Source organism: Bacteroides sp. AF39-16AC (genome assembly GCF_003602735.1).
GTDB lineage: Bacteria > Bacteroidota > Bacteroidia > Bacteroidales > Bacteroidaceae > Bacteroides > Bacteroides uniformis.
Genome location: NZ_QTLN01000003.1, coordinates 76,058 through 94,941, shown reverse-complemented (window position 1 = coordinate 94,941; position 18,884 = coordinate 76,058). Strand labels below are relative to the sequence as shown.

11 protein-coding genes are annotated in these 18,884 nt (G+C 50.1%); 8 read left to right on the top strand and 3 right to left on the bottom strand.

Going from position 1 to position 18,884, the window contains the following annotated elements; translation table 11 throughout:
- Positions 1-18: 18 nt before the first annotated feature.
- Positions 19-3,069, bottom strand: coding sequence for a TonB-dependent receptor (locus DW039_RS04290; protein ID WP_243634886.1), 3,051 nt, complete (start codon positions 3,067-3,069; stop codon positions 19-21).
- Between the two features lie 215 nt (positions 3,070-3,284).
- Here DW039_RS04290 and DW039_RS04285 point away from each other — a divergent pair, with 215 nt between their 5' ends.
- Both DW039_RS04285 and DW039_RS04280 read left to right on the top strand, forming a co-directional pair.
- Positions 3,285-4,700 carry a calcineurin-like phosphoesterase family protein gene (locus DW039_RS04285; RefSeq protein ID WP_005833924.1) on the top strand — a complete coding sequence of 472 codons (1,416 nt, stop codon included), beginning with the start codon at positions 3,285-3,287 and terminating at the stop codon, positions 4,698-4,700.
- A gap of 106 nt (positions 4,701-4,806) precedes the next feature.
- Positions 4,807-5,430, top strand: coding sequence for an HD domain-containing protein (locus DW039_RS04280; protein WP_119957720.1), 624 nt, complete (start codon positions 4,807-4,809; stop codon positions 5,428-5,430).
- Between the two features lie 270 nt (positions 5,431-5,700).
- Here the strand turns inward: DW039_RS04280 and DW039_RS04275 are convergent, their stop codons facing one another.
- Positions 5,701-7,317 carry a family 43 glycosylhydrolase gene (locus DW039_RS04275; protein ID WP_119957721.1) on the bottom strand — a complete coding sequence of 539 codons (1,617 nt, stop codon included), beginning with the start codon at positions 7,315-7,317 and terminating at the stop codon, positions 5,701-5,703.
- Between the two features lie 252 nt (positions 7,318-7,569).
- Here DW039_RS04275 and ychF point away from each other — a divergent pair, with 252 nt between their 5' ends.
- The 6 genes from ychF (at position 7,570) to DW039_RS04245 (ending at position 16,137) form a co-directional block, all read left to right on the top strand.
- Entirely contained in the window at positions 7,570-8,673 is a 1,104-nt protein-coding gene (ychF, locus tag DW039_RS04270; protein WP_016272151.1) for a redox-regulated ATPase YchF, read from the top strand.
- A gap of 77 nt (positions 8,674-8,750) precedes the next feature.
- Entirely contained in the window at positions 8,751-9,563 is an 813-nt protein-coding gene (locus tag DW039_RS04265; RefSeq protein WP_005824864.1) for a carboxypeptidase-like regulatory domain-containing protein, read from the top strand.
- Positions 9,564-9,577: 14 nt separating this feature from the next.
- The gene (locus DW039_RS04260) at positions 9,578-10,498 is read left to right on the top strand and encodes a ketopantoate reductase family protein (protein ID WP_005833928.1); all 921 of its coding nucleotides are present in this window, start codon (positions 9,578-9,580) and stop codon (positions 10,496-10,498) included.
- 86 nt (positions 10,499-10,584) lie between these two features.
- Positions 10,585-11,487: a prolipoprotein diacylglyceryl transferase gene (lgt, locus tag DW039_RS04255; protein ID WP_022401919.1), complete on the top strand. Its 903-nt coding sequence runs from the start codon at positions 10,585-10,587 to the stop codon at positions 11,485-11,487.
- Between the two features lie 101 nt (positions 11,488-11,588).
- Positions 11,589-13,925, top strand: coding sequence for an alpha-xylosidase (locus tag DW039_RS04250; RefSeq protein WP_120381731.1), 2,337 nt, complete (start codon positions 11,589-11,591; stop codon positions 13,923-13,925).
- A gap of 34 nt (positions 13,926-13,959) precedes the next feature.
- Complete coding sequence (locus tag DW039_RS04245; RefSeq protein WP_120381730.1) at positions 13,960-16,137, top strand: glycoside hydrolase family 3 C-terminal domain-containing protein; 2,178 nt, start codon at positions 13,960-13,962, stop codon at positions 16,135-16,137.
- Positions 16,138-16,250: 113 nt separating this feature from the next.
- Here the strand turns inward: DW039_RS04245 and DW039_RS04240 are convergent, their stop codons facing one another.
- Positions 16,251-18,878 carry a glycoside hydrolase family 78 protein gene (locus tag DW039_RS04240; RefSeq protein WP_057087315.1) on the bottom strand — a complete coding sequence of 876 codons (2,628 nt, stop codon included), beginning with the start codon at positions 18,876-18,878 and terminating at the stop codon, positions 16,251-16,253.
- Between the last annotated feature and the right edge of the window lie 6 nt (positions 18,879-18,884).

Sequence of the window (18,884 nt, the reverse complement as noted above, 5' to 3'; positions counted from 1 at the left end):
TTTCCCTATTCCGACTAATCAGAATTTGATGTCAACGCCAAAAGTGAAGGCTTTCGTCTGGGGATAATTGTTTGCCGCACCCAGAGATACCCCATCTGTTGCTGATGCGTTATAGTTGACTTCGGGGTCATAGCCATCCCAAAAGTCAGTAAAAGTCAAGAGATTCTCAGCATTGGCATAAATGTAGGCAGACTTCAGTCCGATGGCTTTCATCCATTTGGAGGGCAGGTCGTAACCCAGCTGCAGGTTCTTCAGACGCAGGTAAGCAGCACTCTTCATCCAGAAGGATGATGTATAGGTGTTGTTACTGCTCTTATAGGAGAGGCGAGGCGTGGATGCATCATGATTCTGCTCCGTCCAATAGTCAAGGTGTTCCTTGCGGTAGGTTCCTCCCTGATAGCAAGGCATCACGTAGTAGGAATTGAGATAACCGTCGGCCTTGCCAACTCCTTGCAAGAAAGCCGAAAGACGAATTCCTTTGTATCCTACTCCTAAATTAAAGCTATAACTATAGCGTGGAACTGTACTTCCGATAATCGTCTTGTCATCTGTAGTAATTTTGTTGTCTCCGCTGACATTCCGGTATTTCAGGTCACCGGGATATACGGTTGTACCGAATTGGAGACAGTTGGCATTGATTTCGTCCGCTTCTTCTTGTGAATTGATGAAACCGTCGCATATCAATCCGTAAATGGAGTTAATGGAAGACCCCTCTTGGTTACGAATATCACCGCTTGTGCTGCTTGTGCCCCGCATGTCGGTGATGGTGTTTTTCACGTCGCTCAGCGTAAGGGCGGCATCCAGCGAAAAGTCCCTCGTCAGCTTCTTGCTGTAGCCTACGCTTAGCTCCCATCCCTGGTTTCTTACCTTGCCGGCATTCTGGAAGGGAGCACCCATACCAATGTGGTTGGGGATGTCCAGCTTCATCAGGATACCATCCGTTATCTTCCTATACCAGTCGGCAGTGATGTTGATACAGCCGAACAGTGAAAGATCTATGCCTAAGTCAGTCATGGTAGAAGTCTCCCATGTAAGGTCCCTATTGGAGAGCGAGGTAACAGCAGAGGTCGTGTAAAGATTACCTCCCATAGATATAGAGCCCGTAGAGAGTTGCTGAGTAGTGGGATAATAGGAACTTCCGATATTCTGGTTGCCCAGTTTGCCCCAAGAGGCACGTAATTTCAGATTATCCACTCTATCGCGTATAGATTCCATAAAGGGTTCCTCGCTGATGCGCCATGCTGCAGAGAATGAAGGGAACACGCCATATCGGTTACCCTCTGCAAATCTGGAAGAACCGTCGGTACGGATATTGGCCTCCACAAGGTAGCGTTCCTTGTAGTTGTAATTCAAGCGGCCAAAGAAGGAGTTGATGGCCCATTGGTACTCCCCTCCTCCATTGTTCATGTTCTCAATGTTACCGGCATCAATTTGGTCATATTGAGGGAAGTTGAATACTTGACGATAGGCAGAAAGAGTCTTTTCTGTATAGGTCTGACACTCCATACCTGCCATTACTTTGAAGTAGTGGTCATCCAGCTGTTTCTCATAGTTGGTCAGTGCCTGTGTGTTCCAGTAGAAGTAACGGTAGGCCGATTCTGTAAGCGAGTTGTAGGTTTCGCCGCTCTTGAAGCTGGTAGTACCTTCCGGGTCACCATACGTGGTGACAGAATTCTTATAGTTATGGTTATTCTTGGTGATATAACGTGGAGTGGCTTGAACTGACACATTCCATCCATCGAGAATCTTATAGGTCAGAGCCATCGCCATGGTAGCACGGATAACATTGTTTTTCACAATACCGCCTTCACGCAACAACAGCACGGGGTTATTGCCCATCAGACCATTTGCCCCATTATAAAGACCAGTAGTAAATTGATTGACAATGTTCGGGGTTCGGGTGTTCATATAATTGAAGGCATGTCCTTCGTAGGGAGAACTATTTTTATTGGCATTGCTTACTTGTATGTCAAACTTCATGTCCAGACGGTCGCTAAGCTTGATGTCCATATTGTTGCGTACAGAGATTTTACGGTAAGAGGAATTGACCACTATACCCGTCTGGTCCAGATACCCTATAGAAGTAAGTGTCTTGATACGTTCTGATGAAGAAGTCAGAGTAAGCGTATGCCCATGGTTGAATCCGTTTTCTGTAAGAATCAAGTCCTGCCAGTCTGTATTAGGATAGATGTCCGGGTCAGTAGCCATGCCAGCCACATATTCCCTTATATATTCATCACTATAGGGCAGGTCGGATCCGTCGTTACCTGCTGCCACATTTTCCAATTGCATATATTCCAATGCATCCACTTTTTGAGGAAGCATCGTTGCGCCTTGGAATCCAAAATATCCTTTATAGGATATGCTGAACTTGTCTTGACTGCCACCCCGTTTGGTAGTCACCAGAATGACACCATTGGCAGCACGTGAACCATAGATGGATGCAGATGCAGCATCTTTCAAGACGGACACTGACTCGATGATGTTAGGATCCACTTCATCTATGGTTCCTTCTACGCCATCGACCAACACCAACGGGGCGGCACTATCACCACCGAAGGTTCCGATACCACGTATACGTATATGACCGCCATTGCCGCCTGGCTCACCGCTCTGTGTAGTGACAGTTACACCTGCAGCCATGCCTTGCAGAGCCGAAGATACGTTTGATACTCGACGGCTTGCAAGCTTCTCGCTGTTAAGCGAAGAAACCGAGCCTGACAGATTAACCTTCTTGTTAGTGCTATAACCTACCACTACCACGTCGTTAAGCAATTGTGAGTCTTCATCCAGTACCACATGAATGAAGTTCTCCCCTGCAGTCTTCAGCTTGAGGGTACGGAAGCCGATGTAGGATACGATGAGTTCCGCGTCTTCGATGGTTTCAAAATTGAAGTTGCCGTCCACATCGGTAATGGTTTTCTCGGGAGAATGGGTCACTTGAATTGTAGCACCGGGAAGTGGATTATTGAACCGGTCCACCACTTTACCTTTGATGGGTTTCAGTGAAGCTGCGACTACATTCAACGAAACAAGCAGCCCACAGACACACACAAAGGATTTAATCATTCTTGTTTTCATTAGTTTCTATGATGATTTTAATTTCGGCTGCAAAAGAATGGATGCTGTATTACAGACTTGTGTCACTTCTGTGATTTTGATATGACACCGGATGAGAGCCCGACATATGTAACTTGAACGTAACCCCATAGAAACGACGAAGTAATTTCACTCACCTATTTTTGCTCTCAATTCAAACAACAAATAATTGAAAGAGAAAAGCAATGAACAAAAAGAACATTTTTTACGCCGCATTGCTGCTTATGGCAATAGGGGCAGAAGCTAAAGAGATTAAAGGCAAAGTCATGGCCGACGGCAAGGGGCTGGCCAAAGTTGTAGTAACCGATGGCACCGCATTCGCTCTTACCAGTGAAGACGGAAGCTATATGATTGATGCTGATGAGAAGGCCCACTTTATCTATGTAGTGACACCTTCAGGCTATATGGCACCTTGCAACGGGGGTACTCCCGTCTTCTATAAGACTCTGAACGAGAACAGCCACGATTTCCAGCTCCATCGCTGGGGAACAGTAGGAGGCAAATACGCCATGATGGCAGCAGCCGATACACAACCGCGCGGAGAGAACGCATTCCATCGGCTTGAAACGGAAGCTTTCCCCGACCTCAAGCAAGTGGGCTTTGAATATATGAGCCAGAATATTCCTGCTTTCGCCATCTTCTTGGGCGACATCTTATGGGATAACCTGGAAATGTTTCCCCACATCAAGCAAGAGATAGCAAAGATCCAAATTCCCATCTATCCGGTTATCGGCAACCACGACCACGACAAGGAGGTGAGCGACGATGATGCCAGTGCACATCTTTATCGGCATTTCTTTGGACCCACTTACTATGCGTTCAATGCTGGAAAAGACTATTATATCGTTTTGGACAATATCCTTTATAAAGGAAACAAGAAGTATGAGGTGGGGCTCAATGATCAGCAGCTCAATTGGGTGAAGAGCTATCTGCAGTACGTCCCCAAAGGGGCTCATCTGTTTGTTTGCATGCATGCTCCGGCATACTTCTATAACGAGAACTACAAGTTGGGACGCGTAGCCGAGTTACTCGACCTTTTCGAGGGTTATAAGGTAGATATTCTCAGTGGTCACACCCATGTACAATGCAACACACAAATCAGAAACAACATTCGTGAGTACAATATCGCCTCCATCGGAGGCGCGTGGTGGTTATGGGACGGCATCTATAGCAAAGACGGTACCCCTATTGGCTACCAAGTATTCGAATCCGGCAAGAACGGAATTGCAAATTATTTCAAGTCATTAGGACATGACCGTGACTATCAGTTCCGTTACTATCCCGTGGGTACAGTACCCGGCCATGAAGACGAACTCTGTGTCAAGGTATGGAATTGGGATAACCGCTGGAAAGTGGAATACTACGAAGACGGGAAGTTGAAAGGCGAAATGAAGCAGTATAAAGGCATGGATCCTGATTATGATTTCTTCCTGCAGCGCAAAGCTGTCACAGAGGGAAAGGATATGAAGGAACGTGGTCGCCAAGCTAACAAGAATGCTTATTTCTTTTTCTCTACAAAACCGAGCGATAAAGCAAAGAAAATAAAAATCGTGGTGACTGACGCCAACGGGAAAAGCTACGAGCAGTCTTTGGAACATTAAGTAAACAGACAGATAGTAATCGGTACCTAATTATGAGCCATTCCCTGCTCCTCGTTATTCAGCTATCGGTTATTATTCGTACCTTTACCCGAAAAAGGAATGCCACATGATACCCAAGCCCCTCATTACCTACATCGAGACAGCAATCATCCCCCGTTACAAGGAGTTTGACAAGGCACACAACCTCTCCCACGTCCGTACCGTCATCGAAGAAAGTCTTGCCCTCGCCCGGCAACATCCCGAAGCGGACGAACGCCTGGCATACGTCATTGCCGCCTACCATGATACGGGACTGTGCCGCGACCGCACCACCCACCACCTTGTCTCCGGCGAGATACTGATGGCGGACTCCACCCTGCGGCAATGGTTCTCCGATACGGAAATCCTCCTCATGAAAGAAGCCGTAGAAGACCACCGCGCCTCCACCGACCACGAGCCGCGCAGCATCTACGGCAAGATTGTTGCCGAAGCAGACCGTATCATCGACCCGGACATCACCCTGCGCCGCACCGTCCAATACGGCTTGAAACAGAATCCTGCCGCAGACAAGGAGTGGCACTACCAACGGTTCCATCAGCATCTCATGGCAAAGTATGCACCCGGCGGTTATCTGAAGCTTTGGTTTCCCGAGGGGAAGAATGCGGAACAGCTGAAGAAGCTCCAAGCCATTATCGCAGACGAAGGACGACTGCGGCAAGTTTTCAACCGAATATTCGAGGAGGAAAAGTAATAGCGGTATCAATGAAACATATGCCCCATTTCATTTCCGACTATGGAAACGGTTTGTTTCCTATAATGGAACAGAGTGTTCTCTATAAGGAAACAAAGTGTTTCCTATAACGGAACAAATCGTTTTATCCCGTCGAAACAAGTCGTTTCATACAAGAGAAACAATCTGTTCCGACGGGGTGTAACAAAGTGTTCAGTACTGTGAACTAATACAATAGCTCTATTTAGAAGGTCTCACAAGATAAGTATCCGCCTCCATAAGTATAAAGACTTATGGGCGTGCCAACATGAGGAAATCATAAAACTCACAGATGGACTGGCCTTCGGTCTCTGATTCGAAGACAAAGAAGAGCGGCTGCTTTCCCTTATGCAGCTTTGCCGGAATAGAGAGCGAAGCATAGAACTCCCTGCAAGTGCTGCCAGCCTTCACATTCACAAGTCCTATCTCTACACCGCCTTTTGTTGTCCAAGGGCTACCCAGCATGATGCGGATGCGCCCGTCGGTATCTTCAGCCTTCAACCTTAACTGCATCTGCAAAGACTTATCTCGCGGAACGGCACTCATATTCAAGTATTTATATCCTACAATCGACCCACTTGTGTTATTCACCACCGGAGCGAACGGGATTTTGTGGTTGTTATCGCCGGCATAGGGATTATTATCCCGGTACACAGGCCGGATATAAGACCCCGTATACACATAATGGGGATAGACCTCTTTGATTCCTCCGGGATTGGTGTGCCAACAAGCCAGCCCGGCCGAGATGCGCTGCATAGGATTGAGCCCTTCAAGAAGGAAGCCTTCAGAATTGAACTCTCCGCGTGAAATCACGACTTTCCCGCCTTTTCCTTTTTCCACCTTTACATCAATGGCCGACACCATAGCTTGGCGTGCATAGCAATCGGTACCTATCTGGCGATGATAGAACACGTACCATTGCTCGCCTATCTTGCAGATACTGCCATGCGTATTTCCACCGGGCATGGCCGAAGCTATCACGTTGCCTTTTTCGTCATACTCACGCGCCCGCGCATCGATGATTGTCCCACCATAAGTCCACGGGCCCAAGGGATGCTCGCTGTAGGCATAGGCCAACGTATAGTTGCTGGCGTTTGGCAGGCCATCTTCACCCTCAGCGGTAGTACGGCTATAGATAAACACATACTTATCCTCAATCTTGCGGATAGAAGATGCCTCAAAGAAGCGGAATATACCTTCCTGCCGATAGCCCGAAATCATGTTCTCCACCACTTCGGTACCGGGCTTTACCGTGCACATGGTAGCAGGGTCCAACTCCGCGCCATGCGAAATGCCAAATCCCCAATAACCATACACGCGTCCATCATCGTCAACAAACACTGCGGGGTCGAATCCCAAGCAACCGAAAGTCTCACGAGGACGTTCCTTGTTCCAATTGCATACTGTAAACGGACCATCGGGACGGTCGCTTTTGGCAATCATGGAATTGCGCCCGCCACCTTGATTATTCGGAAAGAGGTAATAAGTTTTCTTACCATCGGCATCGGTAGTTACTGTCACGTCAGGGGCAAAAAGCACGTCGTCGGTCCCATCAGCATTCAGTTTATACAGCTCGGGCGACTCATTGACTTTAAATATCACGCCGTCATATCTCCAACGGGTCAAGTCCTCTACGGGTGCCGACCACACCACTTGGTCACGTCCACAATACATCCACTTGAGATTATCGTGCGAGCCATAAATATAGACACGGTACTTGCCGGGGCAGTCAGGATCCTCAAACACATAGGGCTCACCGTCAGGAATAAACTCCCAAAGCGGCAGATAAGGATTCTGTGCAGATAATGTAAAAGACAGACCGATGAGACATGAGAAAATCATCAGAATTTTTCTTACTTTGTTTTTCATAATCGCATTGATTTATAGAATGATACTTAAATTTATAATTGCGACAAAACTATCAATTTATCATTTTACTCTCGTGCTTTTAATGCAAATTAACATACCCACTTTCCCCGGTAAGTACTATCTTTGCTTAAAAAAGTGAAGATAGGCTGCACCTCAGCATAAAAAATGAACGAGTTCATTTTATTCTGCATTCGGTTTGCACTATCTTTGCATCCAATTAACTGAACAATAACTAAAAAACAAGATAACACTATGGCATTAAAAGCTGGTATCGTGGGCCTTCCCAACGTAGGAAAATCCACTCTTTTCAACTGCTTGAGCAGCGCAAAGGCACAAGCGGCAAACTTCCCGTTCTGTACAATCGACGCCCAAATGGGACAAGTGTCCGTACCCGACGAACGACTGACCCGTCTCGCCGAGCTGGTTCACCCGGGGCGTATCGTACCCGCCGTGTGCGACATCGTCGACATTGCCGGACTGGTGAAGGGCGCCAGCAAAGGTGAAGGACTCGGCAACCAGTTCTTGGGCAACATCCGCGAGTGCGACGCCATCATCCACGTGCTGCGCTGCTTCGACAATGGCAACATCGTCCACGTGGACGGCTCGGTGAACCCCGTACGCGACAAAGAAATCATCGACACAGAGCTGCAACTGAAGGACCTCGACACGGTGGAAAACCGCATCAAGCGTGTAGAGAAGATTGCCAAAGTGGGTGGCGACAAGGCGGCAAAGATAGAGTACGAACTCCTGCTCCGCTACAAGGATGCCCTGGAACAAGGACAAAGCGCCCGCACCGTCATTCCGCAGAACGACGACGAGGAACAATGTGCCAAGCAGATGTTCCTGCTCACCACCAAACCCGTGCTCTACGTCTGCAACGTGGATGACGTCAGTGCCGCCAGCGGCAACCAGTACGTAGAGCAGGTGCGTGAAGCCATCAAGGGCGAGGATGCGGAACTCATCATCATCTCCGCCCAGACCGAAGCCGACATCGCCGAACTGGAGACATACGAAGAAAAGCAGATGTTCCTCGAAGACCTGGGACTGAAAGAAAGCGGCTGCAACCGTTTGATTAAAGCTATCTACAGCCTGCTGAACCTCGAAACCTTCATCACTGCCGGAGAGATGGAAGTAAAAGCATGGACCTATCGCAAGGGCTGGAAGGCTCCACAATGCGCCGGCGTTATCCATACGGATTTTGAAAAGGGATTCATCCGGGCAGAGGTCATCAAGTATGAGGATTATATCAAGTATGGCAGCGAAGCAGCCGTGCGCGAAGCCGGAAAGTTGGGTGTGGAAGGTAAGGAATACGTGGTGCAGGATGGGGACATCATGCACTTCAGGTTCAATGTGTAATGATATTCATTCCAGATGGCAATGTACTTTCTTTGTACATTGCCATTTTCTAATAAACTCCATACAATAACAATACTGTGAAACAGATTATCTTCCTTTTATTCTTATTGTCCTGTACTGCCGTTTATGCACAACAGCAAGACTCGGTAACCATTCACGGACGGGTGACTGATTACAACGGACAGCCGATAGACAGTGCCAGCGTCTGGTGGCAAAACCCGCAGTTCAATGACATCATAGAAGCCATAACCGACAAAGACGGGCATTACACGGCCCGTATACCCAAAGGGAAATATCAAAGTGCAGCCTCTATTTATCTGCCCTCCTATGCGCACATTGCCATGAAAAGCGGGCTGCCCGAGACTGAACACCGCCTGGAGTTCTGGGCCTGGGATTTCATCGCCGACCGCGACACTACACTCGACATACGTTATCATCGTATGGAAGCTTATGGCCTGCGTGCTTTCTGCATCCCCGGAGCCATGCCTACTTATCAGATATACGTCCGTCCCATGAGCTTGACACGTACCTACCAATGGATGAAAGAAACAAAGCCCGAGTCATTGGTACACGGTGAAAACCTGAGTGACATTGAGCAACAAGAACAAAACAAAGAAGCCAGAGAATGCCAGATGGCTCCCCGGCCCGGGCAACTGAAAGTCACCGTCTGGATAGACGGCGAGAAAGTCCCCGTGCTGATGAAGCAGGAAATAAAAGAATATTTCGACAGCAACGAATATGGCAACGCCTATCTATTGACAGTAGACATGCCCAAGCATCCCAAAAAAGACCTTCCCTACCGTATCTTCAAAGTAGAGCTGGAAGACATGGAAAACGGTGACCGGGGCGAAGGGCTTTACTATATGGAAAAGGAAAACTACGTTCAATAAACCATACACAACAAATGGCAAACAGTAATCTGAAATACCTCATAGCAGGTACCGGCGGCGTAGGCGGAAGCATCGCCGCCTTTCTTTCATTATCCGGCAAAGACGTCACTTGCATTGCACGTGGCGAACACCTTGCCGCCATACGCGGGAACGGTCTGCAACTGCACTCCGATTTGAAAGGTGAACATTGTCTGAAAGTGGCGGCATTTACCGCAGAAGAATTCCAAGGCAAAGCGGATGTTATCTTCGTCTGCGTCAAAGGTTATTCCGTAGACTCCATTACGGAACTCATCAAACGTGCCTCACACGAGCGTACAGTGGTAATCCCCATCCTGAATGTTTACGGAACCGGTCCCCGTATCCAGCGGTTGGTCCCCGGCGTCACGGTGCTCGACGGCTGCATCTACATCGTAGGATTCGTATCCGGACGGGGAGAAATCACGCAGATGGGAAAGATTTTCCGGCTCGTCTACGGAGCACACCGCAGCACGATTGTTTCCCGTGAAACATTGGAAGCCGTGCAACGCGATTTGCAGGAAAGCGGCATCAAAGCCGAAATCTCCGACGACATCAACCGGGACACATTCGTCAAGTGGTCCTTCATTTCTGCTATGGCCGTCACCGGAGCCTATTACGACGTACCTATGGGCGAAGTCCAGAAACCGGGCAAAGTGCGCGACACCTTTATCGGACTGTCACAAGAGAGTGCAGCTTTGGGCAGGAAGTTGGGTATAGAATTCAAGGAAGACATCGTGCAGTATAACCTCAAAGTAATAGACAAACTCGCCCCTGAAAGTACCGCCTCCATGCAGAAAGATATGGCCAAAGGACATCAGAGCGAAGTACAAGGCTTGTTGTTCGACATGATTACGGCTGCAGAGGAACAAGGGATTGAGGTGCCGACGTATAGGATGGTGGCGGAGAAATTCAAATAAACTGCCACGAAGAACTGCCAAACGAGATAATTTCATACCTTTGTCCCGAACAACCCCGTAATTCAGTAATTTAATTCTTCATAAATATGTTATCACTACTCACCATCAACTGGAACCCCGACCCCGAACTATTCAACTTCTTCGGCATATCCATCCGCTACTACGGTTTGTTATGGATTATCGGCCTCGCTTTTGCCTACCTTATCGTGCAACACCAGTACCGCGACCGCAAAATAGACGAAAAGAAATTCGAACCTCTTTTCTTCTATTGCTTCTTCGGCATACTGATAGGCGCACGACTGGGCCACTGCATATTTTACGACTGGGCATACTACCAAGACCACTTCGTTGAAATGATTCTCCCCATCAAGCAGACCGCCGCAGGATGGAAAATGACGGGTTACACCGGCCTTGCCAGCCACGGCGGCACGCTGGGCCTGATTATCGCCCTCTGGATGTACTGCCGCAAGACGAAGATGCACTACATGGACGTGCTCGACATGATAGCCGTTGCCACTCCCATCACCGCCTGCTGCATCCGCCTTGCCAACCTGATGAACTCCGAAATCATCGGCAAACCGACCGACGTGCCCTGGGCATTCATCTTCGAGCGCGAAGACATGCTGCCCCGCCATCCGGCACAGCTCTACGAAGCCATCGCCTACTTCATCTTCTTCCTGGGGATGGTCTGGCTATACAAACGCGGACAGAAGAAACAAGAGACCAAGCTCGAAACAGATTTCAGCACCACCAAGCGGAAATCAACCACCGTGCAGGCCGAAGCCTCCCTGCCCTATCACCGCGGTTTCTTCTTCGGACTCTGCCTGACGGAGATTTTCACCTTCCGTTTCTTCATCGAGTTCCTGAAAGAAAACCAGGTGAACTTTGAGGACAGCATGACGCTGAACATGGGCCAGTGGCTCAGTATCCCGTTTGTGATTATCGGGGTATATTTCATGTGTTTCTACGGGAAGAAAGCTTCCAAATAAACATTTCAGCCCTACATAAGCAACATACCCACCCCTTTCATCTGTGTGGATTTCTCTACTTTTACGGCATCGAAACAGTAACCGTAAATCATATATTTATCATGAAAGAGAAACAACTGATGAAAGGGGCAGCTTTTATGCTGCTAGCAGCAACTGCCATCCCGCCCGCACATGCCCAACTGAAAACAAATGCCGGCGTGCAATACCTGCTTTCCCAGTCGAAAGACATGAGCCAGGATTTTCTGGACCTCAGCAACACCTATTTCTTTGCCGACAGCCTGGTATCGTTCGACACCTCCACCGGCAAGGGGACTGTCCAGTGGAAACGCCAGCAACTGATGCCCCGCCAGGCATTCAATGCAAACACCTACCTGCACCAGCCCCTCCAGTCGCTGGACTTCCCGGAGACGGCCTACGACAACAATCCACAACTGACGTTCACCGTCGAACCGGTCAGCGAACGTACCCTCCGCATCCATATGCTTACCTCGCCCATCGTACCGAAAGAAGATGCCGATGACCCCATGCTCATAGGAAAGCCTGCCGACGGACGCTCCTTCTGGAAAGCCGAGAAGACGGATAAAGGTACCCTGTACACCTCCCGATACGGCAGCCTGCTCATCGAGAATTACCCCTGGCGCCTGGTGCTGAAAGATGCCGACGGACGCCTGCTGACACAGACTCGTTGCTGGAGCGACAACGACTCCACACAGGTCAAGGTACCTCCATTCAGCTTCATCAAGCGCGGCTCGGACAACTCACGCAGCATCAATCCCGTATTCAGCCTCGCGCCAAACGAGAAAATCTACGGTTGCGGCGAGTCCGCCACCGCACTGAACAAGGCCGGGCAGAAGGTCAACCTCTTTGTCACCGACCCGCAGGGCCCCGAAACCCCGGACATGTACAAGCCTATCCCCTTCTTTTTCAGTAACCGCGGCTACGGCATGTTCATGCACACTTCCGCCCCCGTGACCTGCGACTTCGGCTGTTCCTACATCGGAGCCACCAAACTCTTCATGGCAGACGAAGCGATGGACATCTTCATCTTCCTGGGTTCGCCGAAGGAGATGCTGAGCGAATACACCGCACTGGTAGGACGGCCCGAAATGCCCCCCTTGTGGAGCTTCGGCACCTGGATGAGCCGCATCACCTACTTCAGCGAAGCAGAGGGCCGCGATGTAGCCCGGAAACTGCGTGAGAACAAGATACCGAGCGACGTCATCCACTTCGATACCGGTTGGTTCGGCGTGGACTGGCAGTGCGACTACGCCTTTGCCGCCGACCGCTTCGACAATCCCCGGCAGATGCTCACCGACCTAAGGTCACAAGGCTTCCGCACCTGCCTCTGGCAACTCCCCTACTTCACTCCGAAAAACAAGTTCTTCCCCGAGCTAGTGGAACGCGGTCTGTACGTACGCAACGGTAAGGGGCAGCTCCCCTACGAGGACGTGGTGCTGGACTTCACCAACCCCGAAACCGTACAGTGGTATCAAGAGAAGCTCGGCAACCTGATTGAAATGGGTGTAGGCGCCATCAAAGTAGACTTCGGTGAAGGTGCTCCGCTGGATGCCATCTATGCCAACGGCCGTAGCGGACTATACGAACACAACCTCTATCCCCTGCGCTACAACAAGACCGTGGCCGAGGTAATCAAGAAGATACACGGTGAAAACATTATCTGGGCACGTTCCGCATGGGCAGGCTCACAACGCTATCCATTGCACTGGGGCGGTGACGCCGCAACCACCGAAACCGGTTTCGAGGGAACCATCCGCAGCGGCCTCTCCATCGGACTGAGCGGATTCTGCTTCTGGAGCAATGACATAGGCGGCTTCGTGACCCAAAGCCCCGAAAGCCTCTACCGCCGCTGGCTGCCCTTCGGCTTCCTCACCAGCCACAGCCGCGTGCACGGAGCACCTCCCACCGAGCCGTGGTACTACGGGAAAGAGTTCACAGACTATTTCCGCCGTTGTGCCGAACTGAAGTACAAACTGATGCCCTACGTATATGCACAATCCAAAGAGTGCACCGAAAACGGCTGGCCGATGCTCCGCGCCCTGCTGCTGGAGTATCCCGACGACCCGGGTGCATGGCTGGTAGAGGACGAGTACATGTTCGGTTCCAATCTCCTCGTGGCACCCATGCTCGAAGAGGGCAGCGGACGGGATGTCTACCTCCCCGGACGGCAGAAATGGATAGACTACCAGACCGGAAAGGTGTATGCTCCGGGATGGAACCATATCGAGTGCGGCACCCTGCCTATCGTCATTCTTGTAAAGGACGGTTCGGCCATCCCCCATATCCCCGTGGCACAATGCACAGACCAGATGAAATGGGACAAGATTACGTGGAAGAAGTATCTGGCAGACGAAAAGAAAGCTGAAGGATTGCTCTGCCTGCCGCAGGACGGACGGTTACAACGGATATCAATCCCATAACCGGTATATCAAACACATTAAACCCTAATACCCCATGCGAAACAAGTTATTGTTCCTCGCCTTGCCCCTGCTATTCGGCTTACAGGCAAGCGCACAACACATACAAGCCTTTCAAGATACCACGCTCACCGACGAACAGCGCGTGGAACATCTTCTTTCCATCCTGACATTGGATGAAAAGATAAACCTTCTTTCCACCGACCTCGGTGTCCCTCGCTTCAACATTCCCCGTTGCGGACACTACGAAGGACTGCACGGGCTGACCCTCGGCGGGCCTGCCATGTGGGGCGGACGCCAAAGAACGAAAGACGGGAAAGTAGTCCCCACAGACTGCCCCACCACCATATTCCCCCAATCCTACGGTCTGGGCTCCACATGGGACACCGATTTGGTGCGGAAAGTAGCGGAACAAGCCGCTGAAGAAGCCCGCTACTACATGCAGACCACCGGCAACAAGCGTCATGCCCTCGTGATGCGCGCTCCGAATGCCGACCTTGCCCGCGACCCACGCTGGGGACGCACCGAGGAGAGTTTCGGAGAAGATGCTTTCCTCACCGCCCAACTCACCATTGCCAGCGTACGCGGCCTGCAAGGCAATCATCCCCGCTACTGGAAAACCGCCTCTCTGATGAAGCATTTCCTTGCCAACAGCAACGAGGACGGACGGGACAGCACTTCCTCCGACTTCGACACGCGCTTGTTCCATGAATACTATGCTTATCCTTTCTATAAAGGCATCACCGAGGGAGGCAGCCGTGCCTTCATGGCCGCCTACAACAGTTGGAACGGCATCCCCATGTCCATCCATCCCTGCCTCGAAGAGATTACCCGCAAGCAGTGGGGCAACAACGGTATCATCTGTACGGACGGCGGTGCCCTGAAACTGCTGATTGAAGCGCACAAGAGTTTTCCGAGCTTTGCGGAGGGTGCTGCTGCCGTAGTAAAAGCCACCACAGGACAATTTCTCGACGCATACGTTCCTTACGTCAAGGAAGCTCTGGAAAAGGGATTACTGACCGAAGTCGACATCGACAAGGCTATCCGCGGGAACATCTTCGTCGCCCTCAAGCTCGGCTTGCTGGACGGGGACAACTCCCGTAACCCTTATCTCTCTATCGGAAAGAACAGTACGGAGACACCGCCTTTCATGACAGCAGAAGCCCGCAGGCTGGCACGGGAAGTCACCGCCAAGTCCGTGGTGTTATTGAAAAACAAAAAACTCCTGCCACTCGATGCCGGAAAGCTGCGTAAAATAGCCGTTATAGGCCCGTATTCGGACAAAATCGTGCAAGACTGGTATAGTGGTACCCCGCCTTACGAAACAACGATTCTGAGTGGCATACGCAATGCTGTGAAAGAAGGAACCGAAATCATCCACGCCGAAGACAACCGCATGGGCCAGGCAGAAAAGGCTGCTGCAGCCGCCGACGTTGCCATCGTGTGTGTAGGAAACCATCCTTACGGCACGCGTGCGGACTGGAAGTTCTCTCCCGTCCCCAGTGACGGCCGCGAAGCCGTGGACCGCAAATCGCTGATGCTGCCCGATGAAGACTTGGTGAAGCTGGTGCTCAAGGCCAATCCCAATACCATACTGGTGCTCGTCAGCAGCTTCCCCTACACCATCAACTGGAGCCAGGAGCACGTGCCTGCCATCGTCCACATCACCCACTGCAGTCAGGAGCAGGGCAACGGACTGGCCGACGTACTCTTCGGCAAGGTGAATCCAGCCGGACGTACCGTACAGACGTGGGTGAAAGACATCACTGACCTACCCGACATAATGGACTACGACATCCGCAACGGACGTACGTATATGTACCACCAAGGCCCTGTGCTCTATCCTTTCGGCTATGGTCTGAGCTATTCCGACTTTACGTACGAGAAGATTGAATCCGTCAAGCAAGACAAGAAGAACATCCGCGTGACGGTATCAGTGAAGAATACCAGCGGACGCGACGGAGAAGAAGTCGTACAGCTCTATGCCAGCTATCCGGACTCCAAAGTGGAACGTCCTTCCAAGCAGTTGCGCGCCTTCAGGCGTATCCCCATCAAGGCCGGCGAAACCCGGAAAGTGACGCTTACCGTGCCCAAAGAAGAGCTCGGCTATTGGAACGAAGGAAAGCAGATGTTCGTTGTAGAACCCGGAACGGTGAAGCTGCTGATAGGGGCTTCATCGGAAGATATACGGTTGGAGGGAAAGATCAGGCTATAAGAATGAAAAAGCCATCCCTTAACATACCGACTATAAAAATTAGCGAGTTATGCCACAACAACGTGGCAAACCCGCTAATTACATATTTGCAAGCATAAATGAAAAGTACAGGGTCACTTTACAATAAACTCATATCTTCCTGCCGCCAGTTCCACCACCCGTACATTCTCGGCCTTGTCAGGTAAAGTGAGTGTAGCTGTACTGTTAGCGGGCACTGTAACTTCATAATGCACACATTTCCCTTTCCATTCCCAGCGAGAAACAATTTCACCGTAAGGCGACCGATGACGAGCTTCAAACCGTTTCAATCCCTTTATGAAATGGGGACGGAGCAGAATGTTTTGAAAACCAGGTTGCACGGGATCAGGGAAAATACCTCCCAGCCCCTTGTAGAACCAAGCACCTATTTCACCGAACATCATATGATTGTCCGAGATGTCACGAGTAGCCTGCAAATCCCAGTTCTCGAGCAGCGTAGTGGCACCGTTCACCATCCACCAACCCCATGAAGGATAAGTGTCCTGTACAGCCACCTTATAAGCTGTTTCAGCATAACCATTTTCGCTGAGTGCATTCAGAATAGCTTTAGCTCCTAATACACCCACATCCAAGTGAAAACCGTCCTCCTCTACCTTATGTGCCAAGTTAGCTGCCACTTTTCCTATCAACTCTTCGGGCACAATCTTCCATTGCAAGGGAACACTCAATTCGGTTTGTGAACCTTCGGCATAGATGCCTGTTTCTCGATTCAGGAACTTATCATTGACAGCTTGCTTTATCTCCTCCGACAAGGCATTATAATATTCGTAATCGGCCTGTTTGCCGAAGAGTTTGGCAGCAGCGGCCAAAATCTTGGTATCTACATAAAAGTAGACCGAGGAAGTCAGCTCTTTATTGGATTTTGACTTCACCGGCACCCAGTCTCCGCGCCCCCACGTAGTGAGATGATTGTTAGAGATACGCTCCACATAATCCACATAACGTTTGATGCTCTCGTAACAATCGCTCAAGGGCTTGCTATCACCGTAGAAGAGGTAGATATTCCAAGGGATGATGGCAATAGTACTAGTCCAGTCCAGCCCGTTGTCTGTACCATATCCCCATCCACCAGTTGGAATAATATCGGGCAGCACTCCGTTGGGCTGCTGTTCGTCACGATGGTCGGCCAACCATTTTTCGTAAACGGTAATTCCATCAAAGTTATAAAATGCTGCCTCAATGGCAAAATGACCGTCACCAGTCCAACCGTTCTTCTCGCGCTGAGGGCAATCGGTGGGGTAGCCCATCAGATTGGAAAGGTAAGAGTGATTGGCAGCATGGAGCAGCTTGCCTATCAGTGGGCTCGAAGATTCCAAGCTACCTACTGCCGGCACATCACTGTGCATGAAGTAAGCAATCAAGCTGTTTTGGTCAAGCTCAATAGGCTTATCTGCCACTACCTCCACATAACGAAATCCCTTGTAATTAAATCGGGGCATGAACTCATCCTCTTCTCCACTCAGAATGAGAATGTCCGTCTGAAAAGGGTCTTTCTCCTTATCGCCTCGAAAGTAGACATCAATGTTCGAGAGATCGAGGCGGCCATTTGGATGTAAGCGTTCGCCATGTTTGATTCTGACCTCCGTTCCCCGTTCACCCGAAACATGAATACAAGTCACACCGGACATATTTTGCCCGAAATCATAGATGTATGTTTTCTCGTCCACTTTGCGGAAAGAGACGGCGGGGAAAATCTTTACATTACGGATGGGATGTACTTGCTGGGCAGTGACATTGGAAGAAGGTACACTCCGATAGGCTACTCCGCGCCACTTGGAATCATCGAATTCCGGAGTGCTCCATCCTTTCTGCTCCAGACGTGCATCGTAGTGCTCGCCAGTATAGATACTATTAAAAGTGATTGCACCCGACGCTGTCCGCCAACTGAGATCGGTGGGAATAGTCTCCACGCTTCCATCGGTGTAGGTAATGCGCAAGTCCAGACAGAAAGTGGGACGGTTGCGCCAAGGGGCACGGTCGAAGTCCCACACTGCTTTGGATTGATGGTTATACCAGCCGTTACCCAAAAGTACGCCAATAGCGTTGTCACCATTCTGTAATTGTGAAGTCACATCATAAGCCACATACAAGTTGCGGCGATCAAAGCGGGTATAGAGAGGGGCAAGGCAGTGGTCTCCTATCTTCTCGCCATTGATGTAAAGCTCATATAGTCCAGCAGCGGCAATATAAGCACGCGCTGACTTTACCTTTTTGCCGGTCTTGAACTCTTTTCGGAAGTAAGGGGCAGGCCCATAATGAATATCCTTGCCATCGCCAATCCAAGCACCTTGCCAATGTTGCATCCCCATCATGCCCGTTTCAAAGTAAGAGACAGGAGAAGCAGTCTCCTTATATTCCATGTCGCTGCAGATTACTTTCCAATAATATCTAGTGAAAGGCTGCAGTTTTTTGCCCGCATAGGCCACAAGCTGATTACGGGAATCGTTCTTTCCACTATCCCACATCCTGCCACAGCCATTGACCACATTCAACGAGTCTTCGTCTACCACAATCCGCCAGGAAGTCTGCACAGCTCCCTGCCTACCATCTTCCATCCGCCAAGAAAGGCGTGGAACGGGATTATCCAAACCTATAGGTCTGTCAAGATGTTCGCTCCTCAGATCAACCAAACGAACCGGAGTCTGCCCTTGTACAGTAATGCAAGCAAAGAATGTGAATAGAAGCAGTATATTTCTTTTCATAACTCC